This window comes from Achromobacter sp. Marseille-Q0513 (assembly GCF_018195695.1).
Taxonomy (GTDB): Bacteria; Pseudomonadota; Gammaproteobacteria; order Burkholderiales; family Burkholderiaceae_B; genus Achromobacter.
Window position 1 is genome coordinate 1 of sequence record NZ_JAGTJY010000068.1, and the last position, 19,376, is coordinate 19,376.

The 19,376-nt window shown below is 68.7% G+C and carries 18 protein-coding genes; 7 read left to right on the forward strand and 11 right to left on the reverse strand.

The features are described 5' to 3' along the window. On the forward strand, window positions 1-919 hold a 919-nt coding region (locus KDH83_RS15370), incomplete at its 5' end, for an aldehyde dehydrogenase family protein (RefSeq protein WP_212317326.1). Window positions 920-1,036: 117 nt separating this feature from the next. After that, window positions 1,037-1,744 (forward strand): Crp/Fnr family transcriptional regulator, encoded by a 708-nt coding sequence (locus tag KDH83_RS15375; RefSeq protein WP_158658433.1) that lies wholly within the window; start codon window positions 1,037-1,039, stop codon window positions 1,742-1,744. Between the two features lie 39 nt (window positions 1,745-1,783). Here KDH83_RS15375 and ypfH read toward each other — a convergent pair whose 3' ends face one another. Then, window positions 1,784-2,488, reverse strand: a complete 705-nt coding sequence (gene ypfH, locus KDH83_RS15380; protein WP_212317401.1) for an esterase — start codon at window positions 2,486-2,488, stop codon at window positions 1,784-1,786. A 247-nt stretch (window positions 2,489-2,735) separates the two neighbouring features. On the opposite strand from ypfH, the gene KDH83_RS15385 reads away from it, so the two are divergent. From KDH83_RS15385 to KDH83_RS15400, 4 genes are all read left to right on the forward strand, one after another. Next, window positions 2,736-4,250 carry an amino acid permease gene (locus KDH83_RS15385; RefSeq protein WP_212317328.1) on the forward strand — a complete coding sequence of 505 codons (1,515 nt, stop codon included), beginning with the start codon at window positions 2,736-2,738 and terminating at the stop codon, window positions 4,248-4,250. A 118-nt stretch (window positions 4,251-4,368) separates the two neighbouring features. Further along, entirely contained in the window at window positions 4,369-5,169 is an 801-nt protein-coding gene (locus KDH83_RS15390; RefSeq protein WP_212317337.1) for a putative hydro-lyase, read from the forward strand. Window positions 5,170-5,257: 88 nt separating this feature from the next. After that, a complete protein-coding gene (locus KDH83_RS15395) occupies window positions 5,258-6,166 on the forward strand; it encodes a LysR family transcriptional regulator (protein ID WP_212317339.1) in 909 nt (302 codons plus the stop codon). 163 nt (window positions 6,167-6,329) lie between these two features. Then, window positions 6,330-7,658 carry an MFS transporter gene (locus KDH83_RS15400; protein WP_212317341.1) on the forward strand — a complete coding sequence of 443 codons (1,329 nt, stop codon included), beginning with the start codon at window positions 6,330-6,332 and terminating at the stop codon, window positions 7,656-7,658. 61 nt (window positions 7,659-7,719) lie between these two features. Here the strand turns inward: KDH83_RS15400 and trpA are convergent, their stop codons facing one another. Both trpA and trpB read right to left on the reverse strand, forming a co-directional pair. Further along, window positions 7,720-8,505 carry a tryptophan synthase subunit alpha gene (trpA, locus tag KDH83_RS15405; RefSeq protein ID WP_212317344.1) on the reverse strand — a complete coding sequence of 262 codons (786 nt, stop codon included), beginning with the start codon at window positions 8,503-8,505 and terminating at the stop codon, window positions 7,720-7,722. After that, window positions 8,492-9,709, reverse strand: coding sequence for a tryptophan synthase subunit beta (trpB, locus tag KDH83_RS15410; RefSeq protein WP_212317345.1), 1,218 nt, complete (start codon window positions 9,707-9,709; stop codon window positions 8,492-8,494). Before trpB ends, trpA begins: the two co-directional genes overlap by 14 nt. Before the next feature lie 129 nt (window positions 9,710-9,838). On the opposite strand from trpB, the gene KDH83_RS15415 reads away from it, so the two are divergent. Further along, window positions 9,839-10,717, forward strand: coding sequence for a LysR substrate-binding domain-containing protein (locus tag KDH83_RS15415; protein WP_212317354.1), 879 nt, complete (start codon window positions 9,839-9,841; stop codon window positions 10,715-10,717). Window positions 10,718-10,757: 40 nt separating this feature from the next. Here KDH83_RS15415 and KDH83_RS15420 read toward each other — a convergent pair whose 3' ends face one another. The 8 genes from KDH83_RS15420 to KDH83_RS15455 all read right to left on the reverse strand — a co-directional run bounded on the left by KDH83_RS15420 (window position 10,758) and on the right by KDH83_RS15455 (window position 19,154). Then, window positions 10,758-11,288, reverse strand: coding sequence for a DedA family protein (locus KDH83_RS15420; RefSeq protein ID WP_212317356.1), 531 nt, complete (start codon window positions 11,286-11,288; stop codon window positions 10,758-10,760). 51 nt (window positions 11,289-11,339) lie between these two features. Then, entirely contained in the window at window positions 11,340-12,875 is a 1,536-nt protein-coding gene (locus KDH83_RS15425) for a sodium:solute symporter family protein (protein WP_212317358.1), read from the reverse strand. 9 nt (window positions 12,876-12,884) lie between these two features. Further along, window positions 12,885-13,148 carry a hypothetical protein gene (locus KDH83_RS15430; protein ID WP_212317360.1) on the reverse strand — a complete coding sequence of 88 codons (264 nt, stop codon included), beginning with the start codon at window positions 13,146-13,148 and terminating at the stop codon, window positions 12,885-12,887. A gap of 87 nt (window positions 13,149-13,235) precedes the next feature. After that, a complete protein-coding gene (locus KDH83_RS15435; RefSeq protein WP_212317362.1) occupies window positions 13,236-15,479 on the reverse strand; it encodes a N,N-dimethylformamidase beta subunit family domain-containing protein in 2,244 nt (747 codons plus the stop codon). Between the two features lie 37 nt (window positions 15,480-15,516). Next, window positions 15,517-15,813 carry a hypothetical protein gene (locus KDH83_RS15440; RefSeq protein WP_212317364.1) on the reverse strand — a complete coding sequence of 99 codons (297 nt, stop codon included), beginning with the start codon at window positions 15,811-15,813 and terminating at the stop codon, window positions 15,517-15,519. 122 nt (window positions 15,814-15,935) lie between these two features. Further along, a complete protein-coding gene (locus tag KDH83_RS15445; RefSeq protein WP_212317366.1) occupies window positions 15,936-16,916 on the reverse strand; it encodes an AraC family transcriptional regulator in 981 nt (326 codons plus the stop codon). Window positions 16,917-17,006: 90 nt separating this feature from the next. Beyond that, the gene (locus tag KDH83_RS15450) at window positions 17,007-18,077 is read right to left on the reverse strand and encodes an AraC family transcriptional regulator (protein ID WP_212317368.1); all 1,071 of its coding nucleotides are present in this window, start codon (window positions 18,075-18,077) and stop codon (window positions 17,007-17,009) included. A gap of 75 nt (window positions 18,078-18,152) precedes the next feature. Beyond that, window positions 18,153-19,154, reverse strand: a complete 1,002-nt coding sequence (locus KDH83_RS15455; RefSeq protein WP_212317370.1) for a phosphotransferase — start codon at window positions 19,152-19,154, stop codon at window positions 18,153-18,155. Between the last annotated feature and the right edge of the window lie 222 nt (window positions 19,155-19,376).

A 19,376-nucleotide genomic window follows, 5' to 3' on the forward strand; every position in this document is an offset into this window, starting at 1 on the left:
GCTCGGCCGGCTGGCGCTGGAGGCCGGCGTGCCCAAGGGCGTGCTCAACATCGTGCACGGCCATGGCTCGGAAGCCGGCGACGCGCTGGTGCGCCATCCCGACGTGCGCACCATTTCCTTCACCGGCGGCACCGCCACCGGCCAGCGCATCGCCGAGCGCGCCGGCATCAAGCGGCTGTCGATGGAGCTGGGCGGCAAGTCGCCCGTGCTGGTGTTCGAGGACGCCGACCAGCAGCGCGCGCTGGACGCGGCGCTGTTCACCATCTTCTCGATCAACGGCGAACGCTGCACCGCCGGCTCGCGCGTCTTCGTGCAGCGCTCGATCTACGACCGCTTCGCGCGCGAGTTCGCCGAGCGCGCGGCGCGCCTGATCGTGGGCGACCCGCGCGACCCGGACACCAACGTGGGCTCGATGATCACGCGCCAGCATTGGGAAAAGGTCACCGGCTACATCGAGATCGGCCGCCGCGAAGGCGCCGTGGTGGCGGCCGGCGGCGGCGTGCCGGCCGGGCTGCCGGCGCGCGTGGCCAAGGGCAACTTCGTGCAGCCCACCGTGCTCACCGGCGTGGACAACCGCATGCGCGTGGCGCAGGAAGAGATCTTCGGCCCCGTGGTCTGCCTGATCCCCTTCGACGACGAGGACGAGGGCCTGCGGCTGGCCAACGACAGCCGCTACGGGCTGGCGTCCTACGTCTGGACCCAGGACGTGGGCAAGGCCCACCGGCTGGCGCGCGGCATCGAGGCCGGCATGGTCTTCGTCAACAGCCAGAACGTGCGCGACCTGCGCCAGCCCTTCGGCGGCATCAAGGACTCGGGCGTGGGCCGCGAGGGCGGCGACGCCAGCCTGGAGACCTTCTGCGAGATGAAGAACGTCTGCATCTCGATGGGCAGCCACCCCATCCCGCGCTGGGGCGTGTGAAGCCCGGGGCGGCCCGCCCCAACCCTGCCGGACCCGGCCGCGCGCGGCCGGGCCGCTCCTGGCCAACCGTATAATCCGGAGGCATACAAGAACGACAAACACACACCAAGGGAAAACGTGGCCAAACAAGCGAATGGCCCGGCGCGTCACGTCGCCGTCGAGACCTGGCTGCCCCAAGGCGAACAGGCCGCCTACCTGCGCTCGTTGAGCCATCTGGGCCAACCCGTCACGCTGCCCAGCGGCGCCAGCCTCTTCAACCAGGGCCAGGTCGACGACCTGTTCTACGTGATCGTGACCGGCAAGGTTCATGTCCACATGCTCAGCGAGGACGGCCATGAGTCCATCCTCAACATCATGGGGCCGGGCAGCCTGATCGGCGAGGCCGCCGCTTTTCTCAAGCAGCCGCGCTACTCCAGCGCGCGCGCCATCGAGGACAGCTCCCTGCTGCGCTTCGAGACCGGACGCATCCCCGACCTGGTGCGGCAGGACCCTGATTTCGCGCTGGCCCTGATCTACCTGCTGAGCGTCAAGCAGCGCCAGATGGTGGCGCGCCTGCGCCAGGCCACCTTCGACTCGCCCGAGCAGCGCGTGATCCGCTTCCTGGACCAGTTCCGCCAGACCCACCAGGACGCCTGCGCCGAGGGCGCGCCCATCACGGTCAACCTGACGCATGAGCAGATCGGCAGCCTGGTGGACCTGTCCCGCGTCACGGTCACGCGCGTACTGAACCGCCTCAAGCGCGACGGGCTGCTCGACCTGGACGGCAAGAAGATCATGCTGGCCGAGGGTTTCTCGGAGCGCGTGCGCGGCGAATACGCGCCCTGACGGACCGGCCGGCTCCCGGGCAGGCCGGCCCGCGCCGGTTCAATGCACGGTGGTGCCGTCCGGCGGGCTCTGGTCCAGCCCCAGCGCCGCTTCCCAGCTGCGCAGCGGCACGCAGGTCTGCAGGCGCACGATGGCGCGCTGGATCAGCGCCGGATGCAGCTCGTGCCCCAGGCCAGTGGCCACGTCGATGGTGGAATCGCCATGCAGCTCGTCCAGCCTGGTCTGCGCCGCCTGGATGAGCGCCACGTCCATGACCGGATCGGCCGAGCCATGCAGCAGGTGCAGCGTGGTGTAACGCGGCGCGGTCTTGGGCAGTTCGGCGTAGCGCCCCGAGAACGCCATCACGCGGCCGGCCATGCCGTCATGCGCCTGCACCAGCTCCAGCGCCATGATGGCGCCCTGCGAGAAGCCGGCCAGGGCCGTGTCCGATTGCAGCAGGCCGAAGCGCTGCTGCGCCTGCTGCACATAGGCGGCCAGCGCCGGCAGCGCCGCCGCCACCCGCGCGGGGCGGTTTTCCTCGGTCACGCCGCGCACCGAGAACCACTGGCGGCCGGCGCCGCCGCCATCGAAGGGCTCGAAGCCTTCCGGGATCAGCACCGCCGCCGTGGGAAAGGCGGCGCGCACCGCCTCGGCCAGCGGCAGCAGGCTGTCCGGCGTGCCGCCGACCCCGTGCAGCAGGATGAACAGCTGGCGCACGTCCATGCCCGGCTCGGGCAGAAATTCGATTTGAGGGGAATTGGCCATCATGCTGCTCCTGCTGGCGTGGGCGCGCGGCCGCGCCCGGAAATTCCGGACATTGTAAAATGCTCGGCTTTGCCGTCCAGCCCGGCGCCCGCGCCGCCTGGCGCGGCGCCCGTCCCTGACGCCAAGCGGCCTGGACTTTCAAGGCCCCGGACTACAGTTCCCGCCCCCCTGGGCGAGGCGGAACCGGCCACTGTCCGGCATCCACCCGATACGGCCCCTTGCAACAAATACCCCTGGCATTCCAACAATGATGACACCGACGACAGATTCGGGGACCCCTGCGGGCAGCGCGAATCAGCTGCAGCGCGTGCTCAAGGCGCGCCACCTGACCATGATCGCGCTTGGCGGCGCCATCGGCACCGGCCTGTTCATCGCCTCCGGCGCGGCGATCGCCGAGGCCGGTCCCGGCGGCGCGCTGCTGGTCTACCTGGTGATCGGCCTGATGGTCTATTTCATCATGACCAGCCTGGGCGAACTGGCCACCTTCATGCCGGTGTCCGGCTCCTTCTGCACCTACGCCTCGCGCTACGTGGATCCGGGCTTCGGCTTCGCGCTGGGCTGGACCTTCTGGTTCAGCTGGGCCACCGTGGTGGCCGTGGACGTGGTGGCGGCGCAACTGGTCATGGCCTACTGGTTCCCGGATTCACCCGGATGGGTCTGGAGCGTGGCCTTCCTGGCGCTGACCTTCGGCCTGAACGCCTTCTCGGCGCGCGGCTTCGGCGAATCCGAATACTGGTTCGCGCTGATCAAGGTCATCGCCGTGCTGTGCTTCATCGTCGTGGGCCTGGGCATGCTGGTCGGCATCATCCACAGCGGCGACCAGGTCGGCCTGGTCAACTGGGGCGTGGGCGACGCGCCCTTCGTCGGCAACTTCGCCACCTGGGTGGGCGTGGCCATGGTGGTGGCCTATTCGTTCCAGGGCACCGAGCTGGTCGGCGTGGCCGCCGGCGAATCCGAGAACCCGCGCCGCAACGTGCCGCGCGCCATCAACCATGTGTTCTGGCGCATCCTGCTGTTCTACGTGCTGGCCATCCTGATCATCGGCCTGCTCATTCCCTATACCGATCCGCAACTGCTGCGCAACGAGGTCGGCGACATCGCCGTCAGCCCGTTCACGCTGGTGTTCCAGCACGCCGGCCTGCTGTCGGCGGCGACGGTCATGAACGCGGTCATCCTGACCTCGGTGCTGTCGGCCGGCAACTCCGGCATGTACGCCGCCACGCGCATGCTGTTCAACATGGCCGTGGACGGCCAGGCGCCCGCCTTCTTCAAGCGCCTGACGCGCGGCGGCGTGCCGCTGCGCGCGCTGCTGGCCACCACCGTGCTGGCCTGCCTGTGCATGTTCAGCGTGGTCTACAGCCCCAAGGCGGTCTACATCTGGCTGCTGAACTTCGCCGGCATGACCGAATTCATCGTCTGGCTCAGCATCGCGGTCAGCCACTACCGCTTCCGCCAGGGCTATGTGAAACAGGGCTACGACACCGCCGACCTGCCCTACAAGGCCGGACTGTTTCCCTTCGGCCCGCTGCTGGCTTTCGTGCTGTGCCTGCTGGTGACGCTGGGCCAGAACTACCAGGCCTTCCTGGAACAACGCATCGACTGGATCGGCGTGATCTCCACCTATCTGGCGATCCCGCTGTTCCTGGCCTTCTGGATCGGCCACCGTCTGCTGCGCAAGTCGCGCTGGATTCCCTACGCCGACATGCGCTACTACGGCCTGGAACAGGAGCGTGGAGCCAACCCCGTTGCGCCCAGCCGGTGACCAGCGTCCGCGAGCCCGATAGAAAAACCTGATAGGACCTATCCAAAATCACAGTTGGCCCGCCTGATCCCGGCGCTCCCATAATCGCATCTGGCAGAAACGCACAGGGACGATCCACATGAGAGACGCGGCAAGATACACGGGACAGAGCGGCTATGAGGCGCGCCAGCTCATACGCGCCGGCCGGCACGAGGGACAGACTTCCGGAATGGCGCCAGGCTTCGTACAGGCGAACCTGGCAGTGCTGCCGGCGGCGCAGGCCAACGACTTCCTGCGATTCTGCGTGCTCAACCCGAAGCCCTGTCCCCTGCTCGGCCACGCCGAGCCCGGAGACTGGCGCCTGCCCGCGCTGGGCCGCGACATCGACATCCGCACCGACCTGCCCGGCTACCGCATCTGGCGCAACGGCAAGATCGCGGCCGAGACCGATGACATCACGCCGTTCTGGCGCGACGACCTGGTGGCGTTCCTGCTGGGCTGTTCGTTCTCCTTCGAAGCCCCCTTGCTCGACGCCGGCCTGACGCTGCGCCATCACGAGCTGGGCACCGACGTTCCGGTCTACCGAAGCTCCATCCAGACGAATCCGGCCGGCCCTTTCCACGGCCCCATGGTGGTGTCCATGCGCTCCTTCAAGCCGGCGGACGCCATCCGGGCCGTGCAGATCACCTCGCGCATGCCGGGCGTGCATGGCGCCCCGGTGCACATCGGCCTGCCCGAGCACATCGGGATCAAGGACCTGGACAAGCCGGACTACGGTACGCCCGTGCCCATGCCCGCGGACGAGCTGCCCTTGTTCTGGGCTTGCGGCATCACGCCCCAGGCCGTGGTGGAAGCGGCCGGGCTCGAATTCTGCATCACGCATACGCCGGCGCACATGCTCGTCACCGACTTGCGCATCGCAGACCTGTCGATCATCTAGTTCGTTGACGCAGCATTGCGGGGATTCTCAGTGCCGTTGATGTACGGTAAGGTCATAGCCGCCGCCGATCATCCGTCACGGGTCCTACATGCGCGACTTACGCAATTTCGAGACGTTCTACTGGGTCGCCCGTTCGGGCGGTTTCCGCGCCGCGGCCATCAAGCTGCACACGACGCAGCCGGCGGTCTCGGCGCGCATCGCCCAATTGGAAGAGGAGCTGGGCGTCAGCCTGTTCGACCCGAACAACCGGCGTGCGTCGCTGACCGCGCGCGGGACCATGCTGCTGACCTACGTCGAGCGCATCCTCAGCCTGAAGGACGAGATGCTCAGCGCGATCGCCGACCCCACCGCCATCCGCGGCAAGTTCACCATCGGCGTCTCGGAAACACTGGTGCATACCTGGCTGTCCGACCTGATCGAGAGCATCAGCACTGACTTTCCCAACATCACCATCGACCTGTCCGTGGATGTCACGCCGGAAATCACGCGACGCCTGCTGGCCCTGGACGTCGACCTCGCGCTGATGGCTGGCCCCCTGGATCAAGCCAATGTCTGTTCGGAAAAGCTCTGTTCGTATCCGTTCCGGTTCATCGCCGCGCCGCGTTTCGCACACGCCTGCGACACGCTCGAAGACGAGATTGCCCTGTTCTCGCAACAGCCCGTCATCACCCACCCCGCCACCACGCTCACCTCGGCCGCGCTGGTGATCAATGTCTGCAGCACGCTGGAACTGGCCGACCTCAGGCTGTGGGGCATGGCCTCGACCCATACGATCGTGGACATGGTCAAGGCCGGCCGCGGCATCGGCGCGCTATCTCCCGTGAACGTAAAAAAGGAACTCGACGAAGGCAGCCTGGTGATCCTGGATTCACGCGTGAAACTGCCGGATTTCGCATTCCATGCCGTGTATCTGCAGGGCGCCAACGCCCATTTGAAACAGTCCATTTGCGCACGCGCGCACCTGGCCGCCCAGGCCTACGGGCATGGCCCCGGGTAATTGCGATTTCTGATCTTCACGATAAAAAAACACAGTCACCCCGGTGTCGAAGCGCGCGTCATAATGGCCGCGCAGCACATCAAGGACGGGAGCGCAGCCTACCCGCCAGTCATGCACACACAAGGGGAATGACCATGTTTCAACGCATCGGAAAGGCTTGCGCATGAGCGACCGCATCCTGACCACGCCGCTCGCCGCAGCCGCCGCGCCCTCGCCGGATTCCGCCGTGTACGGCAAGATCGCCCGGCGCATCCTGCCCTTTCTCATCGTCTGTTATCTGTTCGCCTACCTGGACCGGGTCAACATCGGCTTCGCCAAGCTGCGCATGCTGCAGGACTTGTCGTTCTCCGAGGCGGCCTATGGCCTGGGAGCCGGCCTGTTCTTCATCGGCTATCTGCTGTTCGAAGCGCCCAGCAACGTGCTGATGATGAAGATCGGCGCGAAGAAAACCATCATGCGCATCATGCTGCTGTGGGGCCTCATCTCCATGAGCTTCGCCTTCGTGCAGACCCCGATGCAGTTCTACGTCCTGCGCTTCCTGCTGGGCGTGGCCGAGGCCGGTTTCTATCCGGGCATCATCCTGTATCTCACGTTCTGGTTTCCCTCCCGTCATCGCGGCAAGATGCTGGCGCTGTTCGTCACGGCCATTCCGCTGTCGGGCGTCATCGGCGGCCCCTTGTCAGGCTGGATCCTGCAAAGCATGGACCGCATCCACGGATTTTCCGGATGGCAATGGCTGTTCCTCATCGAGGGGCTGCCCTCGGTGCTGCTGGGCCTGGCCGTGCCATGGTTCCTGCATGACAGTCCCCGCCAGGTCCAGTGGCTGTCCGACGACGAGAAGCGCTTTGTCCTGGCCGACCTGGACGCGGATGCCCGGCGCAAGTCGCAGGAAGGTGGCGACCACGCCTCCATCCTCGCCATGCTGGCCGACCGTCGCGTCTGGACCATGGTGGCGCTGTGCATCTGCCAGGCCATCGGCATCTATGGGGTGTCGTTCTGGCTGCCGTCCCTGGTCAGCGGCCTGGGCTATCAGAACGTGCTGCAGGTCGGGTTGATTTCCGCCGCGCCATTCGCCGCCGCCGCCATTGCCCTGAACCTGGTGGGACGCAGTTCGGACCGCCGCCTGGAACGCCGCTGGCATCTGATCGGCGCCTTCCTGGTGGGTGCTGCCGGCCTGGTCGCCAGCGTCTGGCTGCACGGCACACCCATCGCCGCGCTGGTTGCCCTTACCGTGGCGACGGCGGGCGTCTATTCCGCCACCACCATGATGTGGATGCTGCCGAGCCTGTTCCTGAACGGCGTCGGCATGGCCGCCGCCATCGGCGTGATCAATTCCATAGGCGGTCTGGGCGGCTTTGTCAGTCCCTACGTCATCGGCCTGATCAAGGACGCCACGCACAGCACCAGCGGTGGCATTTACTTCATCGCCAGCGTGGCGGTGATAGGCGCGCTGCTGACCTATCGCTTGCCCAAGAGCCTGGTGAACCGCTGAACCGCCCACATCGCGCAACCCGCGGCATTCGATGCGCCTCGGGTTGCGCGCGGGCGCACGCCTACTGCCGCAGCGCGCCGGCCAGCAGCCGCACTTCCTCCAGCGCGCCGGACACGCCACGCTCGGCCAGCACCTCGGCCAGCCGGGTGCCCACCGCCACCAGGTCGGCATGCCTGCCCACCACCCTTGCCTGTGCCGGCGTGCGCACGCCGAAACCCGCCGCCACCGGCAAGCCCGTATGCGCGCGCACCTTGGCCAGCGCCTGGGCGATGCGGTCCTCGTCCGGCAGCTCGGCCCCGGTCGTGCCGGCCAGCATGATGTGATAGACGAAGCCGCCCGCGTCGCGCAGCGTGTCGGCCAGCCGGGCGTCCTCGGAGGTCGGCGCCGACATGCGGATCAGGTGCATCCCATGCTCGCGCAATTGCCGGTCGATCTCGCCCGCGTGTTCCAGCGGCAGGTCGACCAGGATCAGCCCGTCCACCCCCGCCTCGCCCGCATCCCGGGCGAAGGCCGCGACGCCATGGCGCAGGATGGGATTGAGATAGCCCATCAGCACCACCGGCGTCCGGCTCTCCGTCTCGCGCAGGGCACGCACCAGGGCCAGCGTGCGCTTCAAGGTCTGCCCGCCGGCCAGCGCGCGCGCATTGGCCTGTTGCAGGATCGGTCCGTCGGCCACCGGATCGCTGAACGGCATGCCCAGCTCGATCACGTCCGCGCCCGCCGCCGGCAGGCCGCGCAGCAGCGCCAGCGAAGCTTCGGGATCGGGGTCGCCCGCCGCGAAATACGCGGCCAGGCCGCTGCGTCCCGCGCGGCGCAGCGCGCTGAGGGTATGGTCAAGCCGGTTCATGTGCTGCCTCGCCATATTGGGTAACGGTGTCCAGGTCCTTGTCGCCGCGCCCGCTCAGGCACACGATCAGGATGTCGTCAGGCCGCATGCGGGGCGCGAGTTCGCGCGCATGGGCCAGCGCATGGGCGCTTTCCAGCGCCGGCAGGATGCCCTGCCGGCGGGTCAGCCAGTGGAAGGCCGCCACGGCCTGCGCGTCGGTCACGGAGACATAGTCCACGCGCTTGCGGTCGTGCAGCAGCGCATGCTCCGGCCCCACGCCCGGATAGTCCAGGCCCGCCGAGATCGAATGCGCGTTGATGATCTGGCCGTCGTCGTCCTGCAGGTAATAGCTGTGGCAGCCGTGCAGCACACCGGGGACACCGGCGCCCAGGCTGGCCGCGTGGGCGCCGCTGGCCAGGCCCAGCCCGCCCGCTTCCACACCGATCATCCGCACACCCGCGTCGCCCAGGAAGGGATAGAAGAAGCCCAGCGCGTTCGAACCGCCGCCGACGCAGGCGACCATGGCGTCGGGCAGGCGCCCGGTTTGCGCCAGGATCTGCTCGCGCGTCTCGTCGCCGATCACGCGCTGGAACTCGCGCACCAGCCAGGGATAGGGATGCGGGCCCGCGCCCGTGCCCAGCAGATAGTAGGTGTCGGCGACGTTGGCGATCCAGTCGCGCAGCGCCTCGTTCATCGCGTCCTTCAGCGTCGCGGTACCGGTGTGCACGGCGCGCACCTCCGCGCCCAGCATGCGCATGCGGCGCACATTGACGGACTGCCGCGCCATGTCCTGCGCGCCCATGTAGACCACGCATTGCAGGCCGTACAGCGCGCACACGGTCGCGGTGGCCACGCCATGCTGGCCCGCGCCGGTCTCGGCGATGATGCGGCGCTTGCCCATGCGGCGCGCCAGCAGGATCTGGCCCAGGCAGTTGTTGATCTTGTGGGCGCCGGTGTGGTTCAGGTCCTCGCGCTTCAGGTAGATGCGCGCCCCGCCCAGTTCGTCGGAAATGCCCTCGGCCAGGAACAGCGGGCTGGGCCGGCCCACATAGTCGGCCAGCATGGCGCGGAAGGACCGCCAGAAGTCCGGATCCTCGCACAGCGCGCGGAAGGCGCGTTCCAGTTCATCGAGGGCGGGGATGAGGGTTTCGGGCATGTAGCGCCCGCCATATGGCCCGAATTGGCCATGGCGGTCGGGAATGTCCGGATGGGAAGCTGGCTGCATGAGTCACGGATTCCATTTGCGGTCCTGGCCCGGACAAGCCGGGATTTCCGTTTATGCTAGCTTTCATCAAACCAGTTTTAAATCAATGATTTGTTTATCATCCCTGTTAGTTGAACTAACAACCTGATCATGAGACGCCTGCCCTCCCTGAACGCGCTGCGCTTCTTCGACAGCGCCGCCCGCCAGCTGAGCTTCAGCCTGGCCGCCAAGGAACTGTGCGTGACGCACAGCGCCGTCAGCCAGCAGATCCGGCAGCTGGAGCAATGGTTCGACTGCCCGCTGTTCGAGCGCCGCGCCGGCGGCGTCCAGCTGACCGTCGCCGGCCTGGACCTGCAGCGCGCCGCCGAGGACGCCTTCGACCTGCTGGAGCGTCGCTGCGACGCGCTCAGGCGCAGCACCCAGCCGTCCGAGCTGGCCGTGGGCGCGCCGGCCAGTTTCCTGTCCAACTGGCTCATCCCCCGGCTGGAGCGCTTCGAGGCCGCGCATCCCGACATCCGCATCCGACTGCAGACCGCGGCGGAGGCCGCCCTGCTGAACACCCGGCGCGTCGACGCGCTGATCCTGGCCGGCCGCGACTGGCCGCGCGAGTGGGCCGTGACGCCGCTGCTGGCCGAGGCCACCGGCCCGGTCTGCGCGCCGGCCTGGGCCGCTCGCCTGTCGCGTCCGGCCGACGTGCTGGACGCGCCGCTGCTGCACACCAGCTCGCGGCCCGAGGCCTGGCAGGACTGGGCCGGGCGCGTCGGCGTGAAGCTGGCCCCGCGCCAGCCCGGCCGCGAATTCGATCATCTGGGGCATATGCTGGAAGCGGCCGCCGCCGGCCTGGGCGTGGCCATCGCGCCCGCCGTGCTGGTTGAAGCCGAGCTGCATCGCGGCCGGCTGGCCGCGCCGCTGGGCTTCGTCGACAGCGGCGCCGCCTTCAGCCTGTGCACGCTGAAGGCGCAGGCTGAAGGCGGCCCCGCGCTGGCGCGGCTGCGCGACTGGCTGCTGGCCGACGTCGCCGCGCGCTGAGCCGGCGCGGGATTGCCGTCCGGCGGACCGGCGCCCGGCGCTACTGACCCAGGAACCAGCTCACCCCGGCCCAGCCCGGCGCCAGCAGCGCCGCCGCCCACAAGAACGCCGACGTCCAGTTGGCGACCTGGAACGGCCCGCGCCGCATCTCGAAGATGCCGGCCAGCGTCGGCACCGTGGCGCGCAAGGGCCCGAAGAAGCGGCACAGCACGATGCTCAGCACACCCCAGCGCTTGATGAAGGCCGCCGCGCGCAGCACCTGGCGCGGCCGGCGCCGCAGCGGCGCCCATTGCAGCAGCGCCGGCCCGACCTTCACGCCCAGCGCATAGGCGACCCAGTCGCCCAGCGCGGCGCCGATGGCGATGGCCAGCCAGACCGGCGCGAACTGCCCGGCGCCCGACCCCAGCACGGCCCCGATCGACAGCAGCAGCGCCGTGCCCGGCACGAACAGCGCCACCAGCGGCAGCGACTTCACGAAGGCGAAAGCAAAGCCGATGGCCGGCAGCCATTGCTCATGGGCGCGGGCAAAGCCCAGAATCTGATCGATGAGGTTGCCGAAGAAATCGGGCATCACGCGGCAAAGCGCGGCATCTCTGTGCGCGCGCGGGGTTGGGAAGAGCGCTCACCTTAGCACGCAGGAACCGGCGGCCGGCGACGGCCCCGCCGGCGCTTCGGCCTTGGCGCGCCCCGCGTCGAACAGGCGCCGTACCCGCTCGCGCTCCTGCGCCGATTGGCCGAAACAGACGTGGCAGCCCAGGTACAGCAGCAGGTTGACGCCCAGCGCCAGTACGCCCGAGGTCAGGCTGCCCAGCCCCGGCATGTCGTCGGGATAGAACCAGGTCAGCACCGCCGCCAGCGTGAAGCCGCAGCCCATCGACAACAATGCGCCGATGCGGTTGCCACCGCGCCAGAACATGCCCAGGAATAGCGGCACCGCCAGCTGCACGATGCCCTGGTAGGACATCTGCGCCAGCAGCTGCAGGCGCGGGAAGTCATAGGTCAGGAAGGCCACCACCGAGGCGCCCAGCATGAACACCGCCATCGAGGCCTTGGCGATGATGGTCATCTGCCGGTCCGTGCGCGGCGACACCACCTGCACGATGTCATTGGCGATCTGCGCCCCGCAGACCTGCACGCAGCCGTCCACCCAGCCCATGCTGGCGGCCAGCACGATGACGATGGCCAGGCCCAGCATCCATTCGCCGCCGACGTGGTACAGCAGCGTGAACCAGCCGTCCTGCGGCTTGGCTCTGACCACGTCCAGGCCGCTGGCGGCCAGCGCCACCAGCGTCAGCAACGCGTAAAAGCCGCCGGCCACGATCATGGTCTGCACCGTGCCCTTCTTCACCGCGCCCACGCCGCTGGCGGTGTAGATGCGCTGGTAGCTGGTCGGCCAGCACAGCGAGCCGATCACGCCCGTCAGGATCAGGCTGGACACGTACCAGATGCCGTACTGGCCGCCCTGCCCCGGCAGGCGCAGCAGCTCGGACGGCAGCGTCGCCAGATTCGCGTAGGACGCCTCGCGGCTGAACCAGAGCAGGCCCAGGCACAGCAGCGCGCTGCCGCCATAGGCCACGATGCCCTGCGCCAGGTCGGTGATGACCAGGCCGCGCATGCCCATCTGCACCGTCCAGATCTGCCGCACGCCGATCAGGGCCACGCCCGCGATCAGGCTGGCGCCCACGCTCCAGGTGCCGAAGCTGGCGAAATGGAACAGCACGGCCATGGCCTGGATGCCCAGGACCAGCCAGGGAAACAGGCAGATGATGCCGATCAGGCTGGCGATCACGCGCACCGCCTTGGAATCGAAGCGCATGCCCAGCATGTCGCACTGGGTGCGCAGGTCGAAGCGCTTGCCCCAGACCCAGGCCCGTTCCGCCATCAGGTACATGGCGGTCACGCCCAGCAGCGAGTAGGCCAGCGCGTACAGGCCCAGCACGCCGGCGCCGGCGCTCAGGCCGAAGAAGGCCGTGTAGGTGGCGCCGGGCCACCACGAATTGGTGTACGACATGGCGATGAACCAGGCGGAAAAGGAGCGGCCGCCCACCGCGTAGTCGGTGAAGGTGCCGCTGCTGCGCTTGGTGGCATAGAGGATCACGACGATCAACGCCATGAATCCGAACAGCATGCCGAAGGTGATCAGGGGGGATCCGTTCATGGCGTTCTCTCAGGAATTCTCGTTGTCCAGCTCGTCGCCGAACTCGCCGCGCAGGCGCTCCACACGCATCAGCAAGGCAATGCCGGCCACCAGCAGCACGGCGTCAATCAGCCAGTACGCGATCGCCAGCGGCATGCCCAGCACCAGCGCGCGCTGGCCGCCCGCGGCCAGGTAGAACGGCGGGAACACCGCCAGCAGCAGGCAGCCTCCCAGCCACAGGCCGACGATGGCGGACTTGGCCCGCGCCGGCAGTTTGATGATCAGGTCTTTCATGGGGGCCTCCGGCGCGCCGGCTGCGCCGCCCGCGGGACGGTCCCGGGGCGGCGCGATGGGAAGGAAAGTGGAAGGGCCGGGTCGGGGCTAGAACGGCTCGGGATCCAGGAAGCGGTTCATGACGTTGCGCATGATCCGGGACACGTTGTTGTCGTAGCCGTTGTGCGACAGGCTGCCGGCCCAGGCGATGGACCCGGTCGAGAACACCGCCCCGCCGGCGGCGGTCTCGTAGAAGACCAGGTCCGCCTTCACCAGCGGACTGACGGTGCCGCCGGTGCCCGGGTAGTTGATGAGGATTTCCTCGGCCACCACCTGGTAGATGTCGGAATGGCCGGTCGAGGACGCCAGCACCAGCGTGTTCGGCGGGCTGCCCAGCAGGCGGTCGACATGGTCCAGCTCCAGCCCGGCCGCGCCGTTGCCGACCAACCCGAAGTCGCCGATGCGCTCGTCGTCCGCGATGCCCTCGAAGATGAAGCGGGCGCGCGGATCGAAGCTGCCTTCCGCGCGCAGGTAGTACGAGGAATCGTCGAAGCCCTGGGCGATGAAGCCGTTGCCGGCGATCATCTGCGGCGGCCGGCCCTGGCGCCGCCAGAGCCCGCCGTACTCGCCGGTGAAGCTGTGGTAGTACTCGCCCGGTTCGGCCGCCCAGGCGCGGGTGCCGTCCTCGTTGCGGCGCACCTCCATCACGCCCGGCACCGAGGGATTGAAGGCCACCCGCCAGTACCAGGTGTTGCCGCCCATGGAAATGATGCGCCCGCCCCGGCCGCGAAAGGCGTCCACCGCGTCCCACATTTCCTTGGACCAGTACTCGGAATGGCTGCTGGTGACCAGCACGTCGTAGTCGCCCAGCGCCGCCTCGCCCTGGTAGTGCAGGTCTTCGTCCGACAGGCAGTCGTAGCCGTAACCCTCTGCCTCCAGCCAGTCCGTCACATGCGTGTCGGCGTTGAACTGCCACAGCGCGGAACCGCGCCCGCCCAGCCAGGAGCGGTACTTCGGCCGCATGTTCAGGATGGGCCGCAGCCGCGAGGTGTAGCACACGCCCGCGCCATCGCTGTGCACGTCGTAACAGGAGTTGCCGTATTCGCGGTGTTCGCTCAGGAACAGATCGTTCTTGCGCAGCACCGCCACCTGATCGGTCAGCAGCTGCGCCAGCGGCGCGTCGGTGGGCATGTGCTCGTTGGCATAGGCCATGTAGCTGGCGGTGGGCACCAGGTAGGCGATCCGGTTGCCGCTCTGGCCAGGCGTGGCGCGGACCACGAAGGGGATGAACTCCTCGTCGTCGCCGCAACGCAGATGGGCCGCGTACAGGCCGGACCGCAGCGATGGCGGCACGGTCAGCGAGAAATCGGTTTCCCAGCCGGCGTCGTGGACGCTGTCGTCGTGGAAGTGCATCGCCCCGTACTGCTGCGGGGCATGGCGCCAGTTCATTTCCTCGCCGGTCCAGTTGGCGCCCTTCATCGCGCGCACCGGCAGGTTGAACGTGTGGCCGTGCAGCTGGTTGCCGCTGATGTCCTCGATCGACTCGGATTCCATCCGGCGCGAGAAATCCCACACCCCCACCACGCCGGCCGTGCGCATGCCCTGGTACGACGGATCTTCCAGCGCGCGGATCCCTGCCTCGTCCAGCGCGCGGGCGCTCAGCCGGGGACGGTCGATCTTGCCGTTCATCAGCGCCGTGCCGATGACGCGGCCGCCATCCGGCGCGGGCGTCGCGGCGAAGGCCAGCAGGGTCTGCCCGTCCAGCGCCGGCGCCGTCCGCCGCTGTTGTACGCGGGCGCGGTCGTCGACGCGGGCGTAGACGCGGTGCGGCACCTGATGCAAGGTGAGCACGCCCTCTTGCGCGTCGATCGCCAAGGCCACCGAATACCACTCGCGCGCCAGCATGGGCTTGCCGCTGGCCAGGGTCTCGGTCCGCCCGCCGTCGGCCAGCACGGCCTCCAGCTCGCCTTGGGCATTGATGTCCAGCCGCACCCCCTGGCCGGTATCCGGATTCCACAGGCTCATGATGGTCTGCGCCCGGCCGCCGGGCCGGGTGGGCCAGACCATGGCCTGCAACGTCATCGAGCGCAGCCGCGCGAAGTGGCGGTTGCCGTCGACGCAGGCCCAGGAGCCGCAGTGGATCCGCTGTTCCCGTCCGTCATGGCGCCCCTCGATGCCGCTGGGCACGTGCTCTTCCTTGTAGCCGGGCCCCGCCGGATTCATGTCGCCGTGGATGATGCGCACGAGCCGCGCCTCATACGGCCGGGCGGGCCGCGCGCTCACCTTGAAGGCGATCGTCTCGCCGCCCGCCACGCTGATCTTGTCGCTATAGCCGGTAATGCTGCTGTTCATTGCCTGTCTCCCATGCTTGCGCTCATTGCCGGCGCCGTCAGTCTTGCAGCGCCTGCCCGAAGTGCTGTTCCCAGCGGGCCTTGAAGACGAACCATTCGGCGTCCTCGATGCGGTCGAAGACCGCGCCCGCGATGAGCTCGACGGGATCGTCGCGCGTCGCGCCGAGCCGGGCGGCCTGCCAGGGGCCGTAGTGCGACAGTTCGACCAGCACGTGCTTGTGCGCCACGGCCACGCCGCGAAAGCGTTCCAGCAGGCGCTTGAGCGGCTCGCTGTGCGGGCCGCAGGGCCGGGCGCGGAATTCCTCGGCCAGCCCGGGATCGGAGTGCGGTGTCATCGTGTTCCCCTTGGGTTGAAATCGCTTGCGGCCAAGATATCAACCCCCGCCCGGCGGGAATGTCGTGGGAGTGCACGGTTTGTTTGTCCGGCGGCGGGCGGACCGCCGGGCATCACTGCGTGTCAGGAGACGGCGGGCGCGGCCCCGCGCTGGCGCAGCTCGCCGGCGGTACAGCCGAAGCGCTGCCTGAACGCGTAACAGAAGTGGGAGAAATTGCTGAACCCGGCGCGGTACATCACTTCCTTGATCGTCAGGTGGTTCAGGCGGGCGTCGGCCAGCATCTCGTAGGCCTGCTGCAGGTGCGCCTCGCGCAGCTGTTCGCCGAAACTGGTGGCGTGCCGCGCCAGGATGCGGTGCACGTACCCCGGCGAGATGCGCAGCTGCTGCGCCACCTGCGCGGCATTCAGCGGCGTCTCTGCGTCGCAGCCCCGGATCCGGCTGACGATCTCCCGGTACAGCCAGTCCGTCCCGCGCCGGCCGCCTTCCGCCGCGCCGGCCTCGTCGCCTTCCTCCCCCTCGCCGCGCAGCAGGATCGCCACCAGCCGCGCCACCTCGGAGGCCAGCGCCGGCCCGAGCCGCTGGCGCGACGCGTCGTTCAGCCGCCACGCCGACTGCGCGAAGCCACGGACCACGCCGGCGAATTCGCCGGGACCGCGCGGCGCCCGGGCGCAATGCGTCCAGGCGCGCGGATACTCGCTTTCCAGCGCCTGGGCGGGGATGCGGATGGTGGTGTTGCGGAAATTGTCGGCGCAGGACAGCTCGTAGTATTCGCTGCTGCGCACCATGACATAGCCGCCGGCCTGCACATAGCCGTTGCGCCCCTGGTGCTCGAAGTACAGCGGCCCGGTCTCGGGAAAGACCAGCACGTAGCTGTCGTCGCCGTCGCTGGCGATATGGGCCCGGGTCCGCAGCACGCGCTGCCGGTCGGAGTCGAAGCGCGTCAGGCTGACCCGGCCCAGCGCCTGTTCGGCCAGCTTGCCGCGGATGCCATGCTTGCGGTCGCCCACGATATCGACGCGGTAGTACACGTCGCCCATGATCTGCTGCCACTTCAGCAATTGGCGCGACGAATCCACGCCTATCGTGCTGTGCACGTGAGCCATGATGCTTCCCCTGTATGGTTTTATGGAACCGCGACTGCGCACGGCGGCCCGGACCTGCGCGTCCGGGCCGCCGCCTGATGCCCGCTGCTGCTATGCCTCTCCGCCCGCCTCCAGGTAGCCGCGCCGCCACTCGCTGGGCGACATGCCCAGCCAGCGGTGAAAGGCGCGGGAAAACGCGCTGATCTCGGAATAACCGAGCAGGAAGGCCAGTTCGGAAATCTGGATCTCGCGATCCTTCAGGTAATTGAGCGCCAGCTCGCGGCGCACCTCGAGCAGCAGCTCCTGGTAGGTGCAGCCGTGATTGCGCAGGCGCCGCTGCAGCGTCCAGTTCGGGATGTTCAGCGCCCGCGCCACGTCATCGAGCGATGGTTCGCCGTCGGCCAGCTGGCGGCGGATGGCGGCGGCGGCGCGCTCGACCAGCGATTCGCCCGGCATGCCCGCCAGCCCCAGTTGGGCCAGGTTGTGCCGCAGCAGCGCCAGCAGATGCGCATCGGCGCCGGGCATGGGCGCGTCCAGCTGCCGCGTCGGCAGCACGATGGCGTTGCAGGGCTGGGCGAACAGCGCCGGCGCGCCGAAGCTGCGCTCGTGCTCGGGCCAGGACTCCGGACGCGCGTGCTCGAACAGCACGGCCTCGGGCGACCATCGGCTGCCCAGCGCGTGGCGCAGGATGTTGAAGAACATGCCCAGCGACAGCTCGGCGTCCTGGCGCCTCGTGGCGATGCTGCGATCCAGGATCTGGTATTCGATGCGGCTCAGCTCGGGTTGTCGCACCACGCGCAGGATGGAGCGCTGCTGATGGTGATGGAACAACCCGCCGATGTTCTCGAAGGCCGCGCCCACCGTCGGCGAGGCCAGCGCGACATAGCCCAGCAGGCCCAGCTGGCCCGGCTCGAACTGCTGCCCGTAGCGCAGGCCGAAGTTGCCGTTGCAGGTATCGGCCGCCGCCTGCTCCATGACTCGGCAATATAGGTCGAGTCCGAGGCTGCTGGCGGGCTGCCCCAGCGCCGTGGCGCTCACGCCGGCCAGCCCGAGCACGCGGTCCGGATCGCCGCCCTCGAGCAGGATGAAGCTCACCAGGCCGGTCGCGGCCGCCGAGAGGATGCTCGACGCCTGCGGCCGCGCCGCGGGCGTGGCGCGCAAGCGCGGGGACGTGTCACGCATGCTCCAATTCCTCGATTCCGGTAAGGCTGGAGGTCTTCCAATTCCGGCGGATCATCTCCCCGGACGCACGGGCCGTCAACCCATCTTCCGGATGTAGTCCGCCCCCAATTCCGCCGTCGCCGCGACCCAGGCGCCGCCCAGGCTGCGGGCCAGGTCGGTCTCGCTGTGAGAGCCCATCCAGGCCAATAGCTGCAGGCGGCGCTGCATCAGGAACGTCGGAAACTCGTCCCGCTCCGCCTGGGACAGGCTGCCGGCCTGGCAGTAGCCTTCGGCCCAGGCATCCATCAGCTGGTCCCGGTCGTCGCGGTGCTCGATGAAGCTGAGCGTCGAAGCCATATCATGCAGAAACCAGCCCAGGCCGCAATCATCGAAATCGATAACATGGGTGCGCTCGCCGTCCACCAGCAGGTTGGCGCTGCGCAGGTCGGCATGGATCAGGCCGAAGCGCTCCGGCCCCGTGCCGAAGGCGTCCAGCCGCAGGCCCAGCAGGCGCTCGGTGCGGCCCAGCATCTCGCGCTGCGCCGGCGTCAGGCCCGGCGCGCATTCCCACTGTCCCCAATGCGCGGCCGGGCCCACCGTGCCGGCGTGGTCCCAGACCATGCGCTCGAAATGGCCGGGACGCTGCCAGGCGCGCGACTGCGCGTGCATGCGGGCGCTGAGCCAGCCCAGGTGGCGCTGCGAGGCGTCCAGCCTGTCCGGGTCGGGAAAGCCGCCGTCGATCCAGCGGAACAGCGCCACATAGCGCGTGCCCGCCGGCTCGCGCGGGACGCGCTGCAGCACCGTGCCGTCCAGCGCGGGCAAGGCTTGTGGCGTGCCGATGCCGGCCTCGTTCAGCGCGCGCATCCAGTCCAGCTCGGTCTGGATGGCGTTGCGCGTCTGGTAGTTCGGACGGTGGATCCGCATCGCGGCCTTGAAGCCGGCGCGCCGGTCCTCGATCCGGAACACCGTGTTCTCGGAATGGCTGAGCAAGCCGATATCGGCGCGGGCGTCCATGCCATACAGCGGCAGCGCGCTGCGCGCCAGGTCGGACAGCTGATCGATGTATCGCCGATAGGCGGCGTCGTTGCGTTCTGCCATAGGGGGCTCCGGGCTGGGCTGCGTGGTGGCCCCATCTTCAGCCGGGCCGGGCGCCGGCCGTTAGGCCGTGGCGCGCAGAACTTTGACCGCGGACGGCAAGGCGGCTCAGGGTCAACCCGGGGACCGCGACGATCGCCATGGCCGCGCCCCATGGCCGCTCAGGGTAGACCCTAGTGTGCTGTCCCGCAGATACGCCCGCACGAAATCCACCCCTAGCCGCCA

Excerpts from the sequence above, each read along its gene's own strand:
- ypfH (WP_212317401.1), bottom strand. The coding sequence starts at position 2,488 with ATGGCCAATTCCCCTCAAATCGAATTTCTGCCCGAGCCGGGCATGGAC.
- KDH83_RS15385 (WP_212317328.1), top strand. The coding sequence starts at position 2,736 with ATGATGACACCGACGACAGATTCGGGGACCCCTGCGGGCAGCGCGAAT.
- KDH83_RS15390 (WP_212317337.1), top strand. The coding sequence starts at position 4,369 with ATGAGAGACGCGGCAAGATACACGGGACAGAGCGGCTATGAGGCGCGC.
- KDH83_RS15395 (WP_212317339.1), top strand. The coding sequence starts at position 5,258 with ATGCGCGACTTACGCAATTTCGAGACGTTCTACTGGGTCGCCCGTTCG.
- KDH83_RS15400 (WP_212317341.1), top strand. The coding sequence starts at position 6,330 with ATGAGCGACCGCATCCTGACCACGCCGCTCGCCGCAGCCGCCGCGCCC.
- trpA (WP_212317344.1), bottom strand. The coding sequence starts at position 8,505 with ATGAACCGGCTTGACCATACCCTCAGCGCGCTGCGCCGCGCGGGACGC.
- trpB (WP_212317345.1), bottom strand. The coding sequence starts at position 9,709 with ATGCAGCCAGCTTCCCATCCGGACATTCCCGACCGCCATGGCCAATTC.
- KDH83_RS15415 (WP_212317354.1), top strand. The coding sequence starts at position 9,839 with ATGAGACGCCTGCCCTCCCTGAACGCGCTGCGCTTCTTCGACAGCGCC.
- KDH83_RS15420 (WP_212317356.1), bottom strand. The coding sequence starts at position 11,288 with ATGCCCGATTTCTTCGGCAACCTCATCGATCAGATTCTGGGCTTTGCC.
- KDH83_RS15425 (WP_212317358.1), bottom strand. The coding sequence starts at position 12,875 with ATGAACGGATCCCCCCTGATCACCTTCGGCATGCTGTTCGGATTCATG.
- KDH83_RS15430 (WP_212317360.1), bottom strand. The coding sequence starts at position 13,148 with ATGAAAGACCTGATCATCAAACTGCCGGCGCGGGCCAAGTCCGCCATC.
- KDH83_RS15435 (WP_212317362.1), bottom strand. The coding sequence starts at position 15,479 with ATGAACAGCAGCATTACCGGCTATAGCGACAAGATCAGCGTGGCGGGC.
- KDH83_RS15440 (WP_212317364.1), bottom strand. The coding sequence starts at position 15,813 with ATGACACCGCACTCCGATCCCGGGCTGGCCGAGGAATTCCGCGCCCGG.
- KDH83_RS15445 (WP_212317366.1), bottom strand. The coding sequence starts at position 16,916 with ATGGCTCACGTGCACAGCACGATAGGCGTGGATTCGTCGCGCCAATTG.
- KDH83_RS15450 (WP_212317368.1), bottom strand. The coding sequence starts at position 18,077 with ATGCGTGACACGTCCCCGCGCTTGCGCGCCACGCCCGCGGCGCGGCCG.
- KDH83_RS15455 (WP_212317370.1), bottom strand. The coding sequence starts at position 19,154 with ATGGCAGAACGCAACGACGCCGCCTATCGGCGATACATCGATCAGCTG.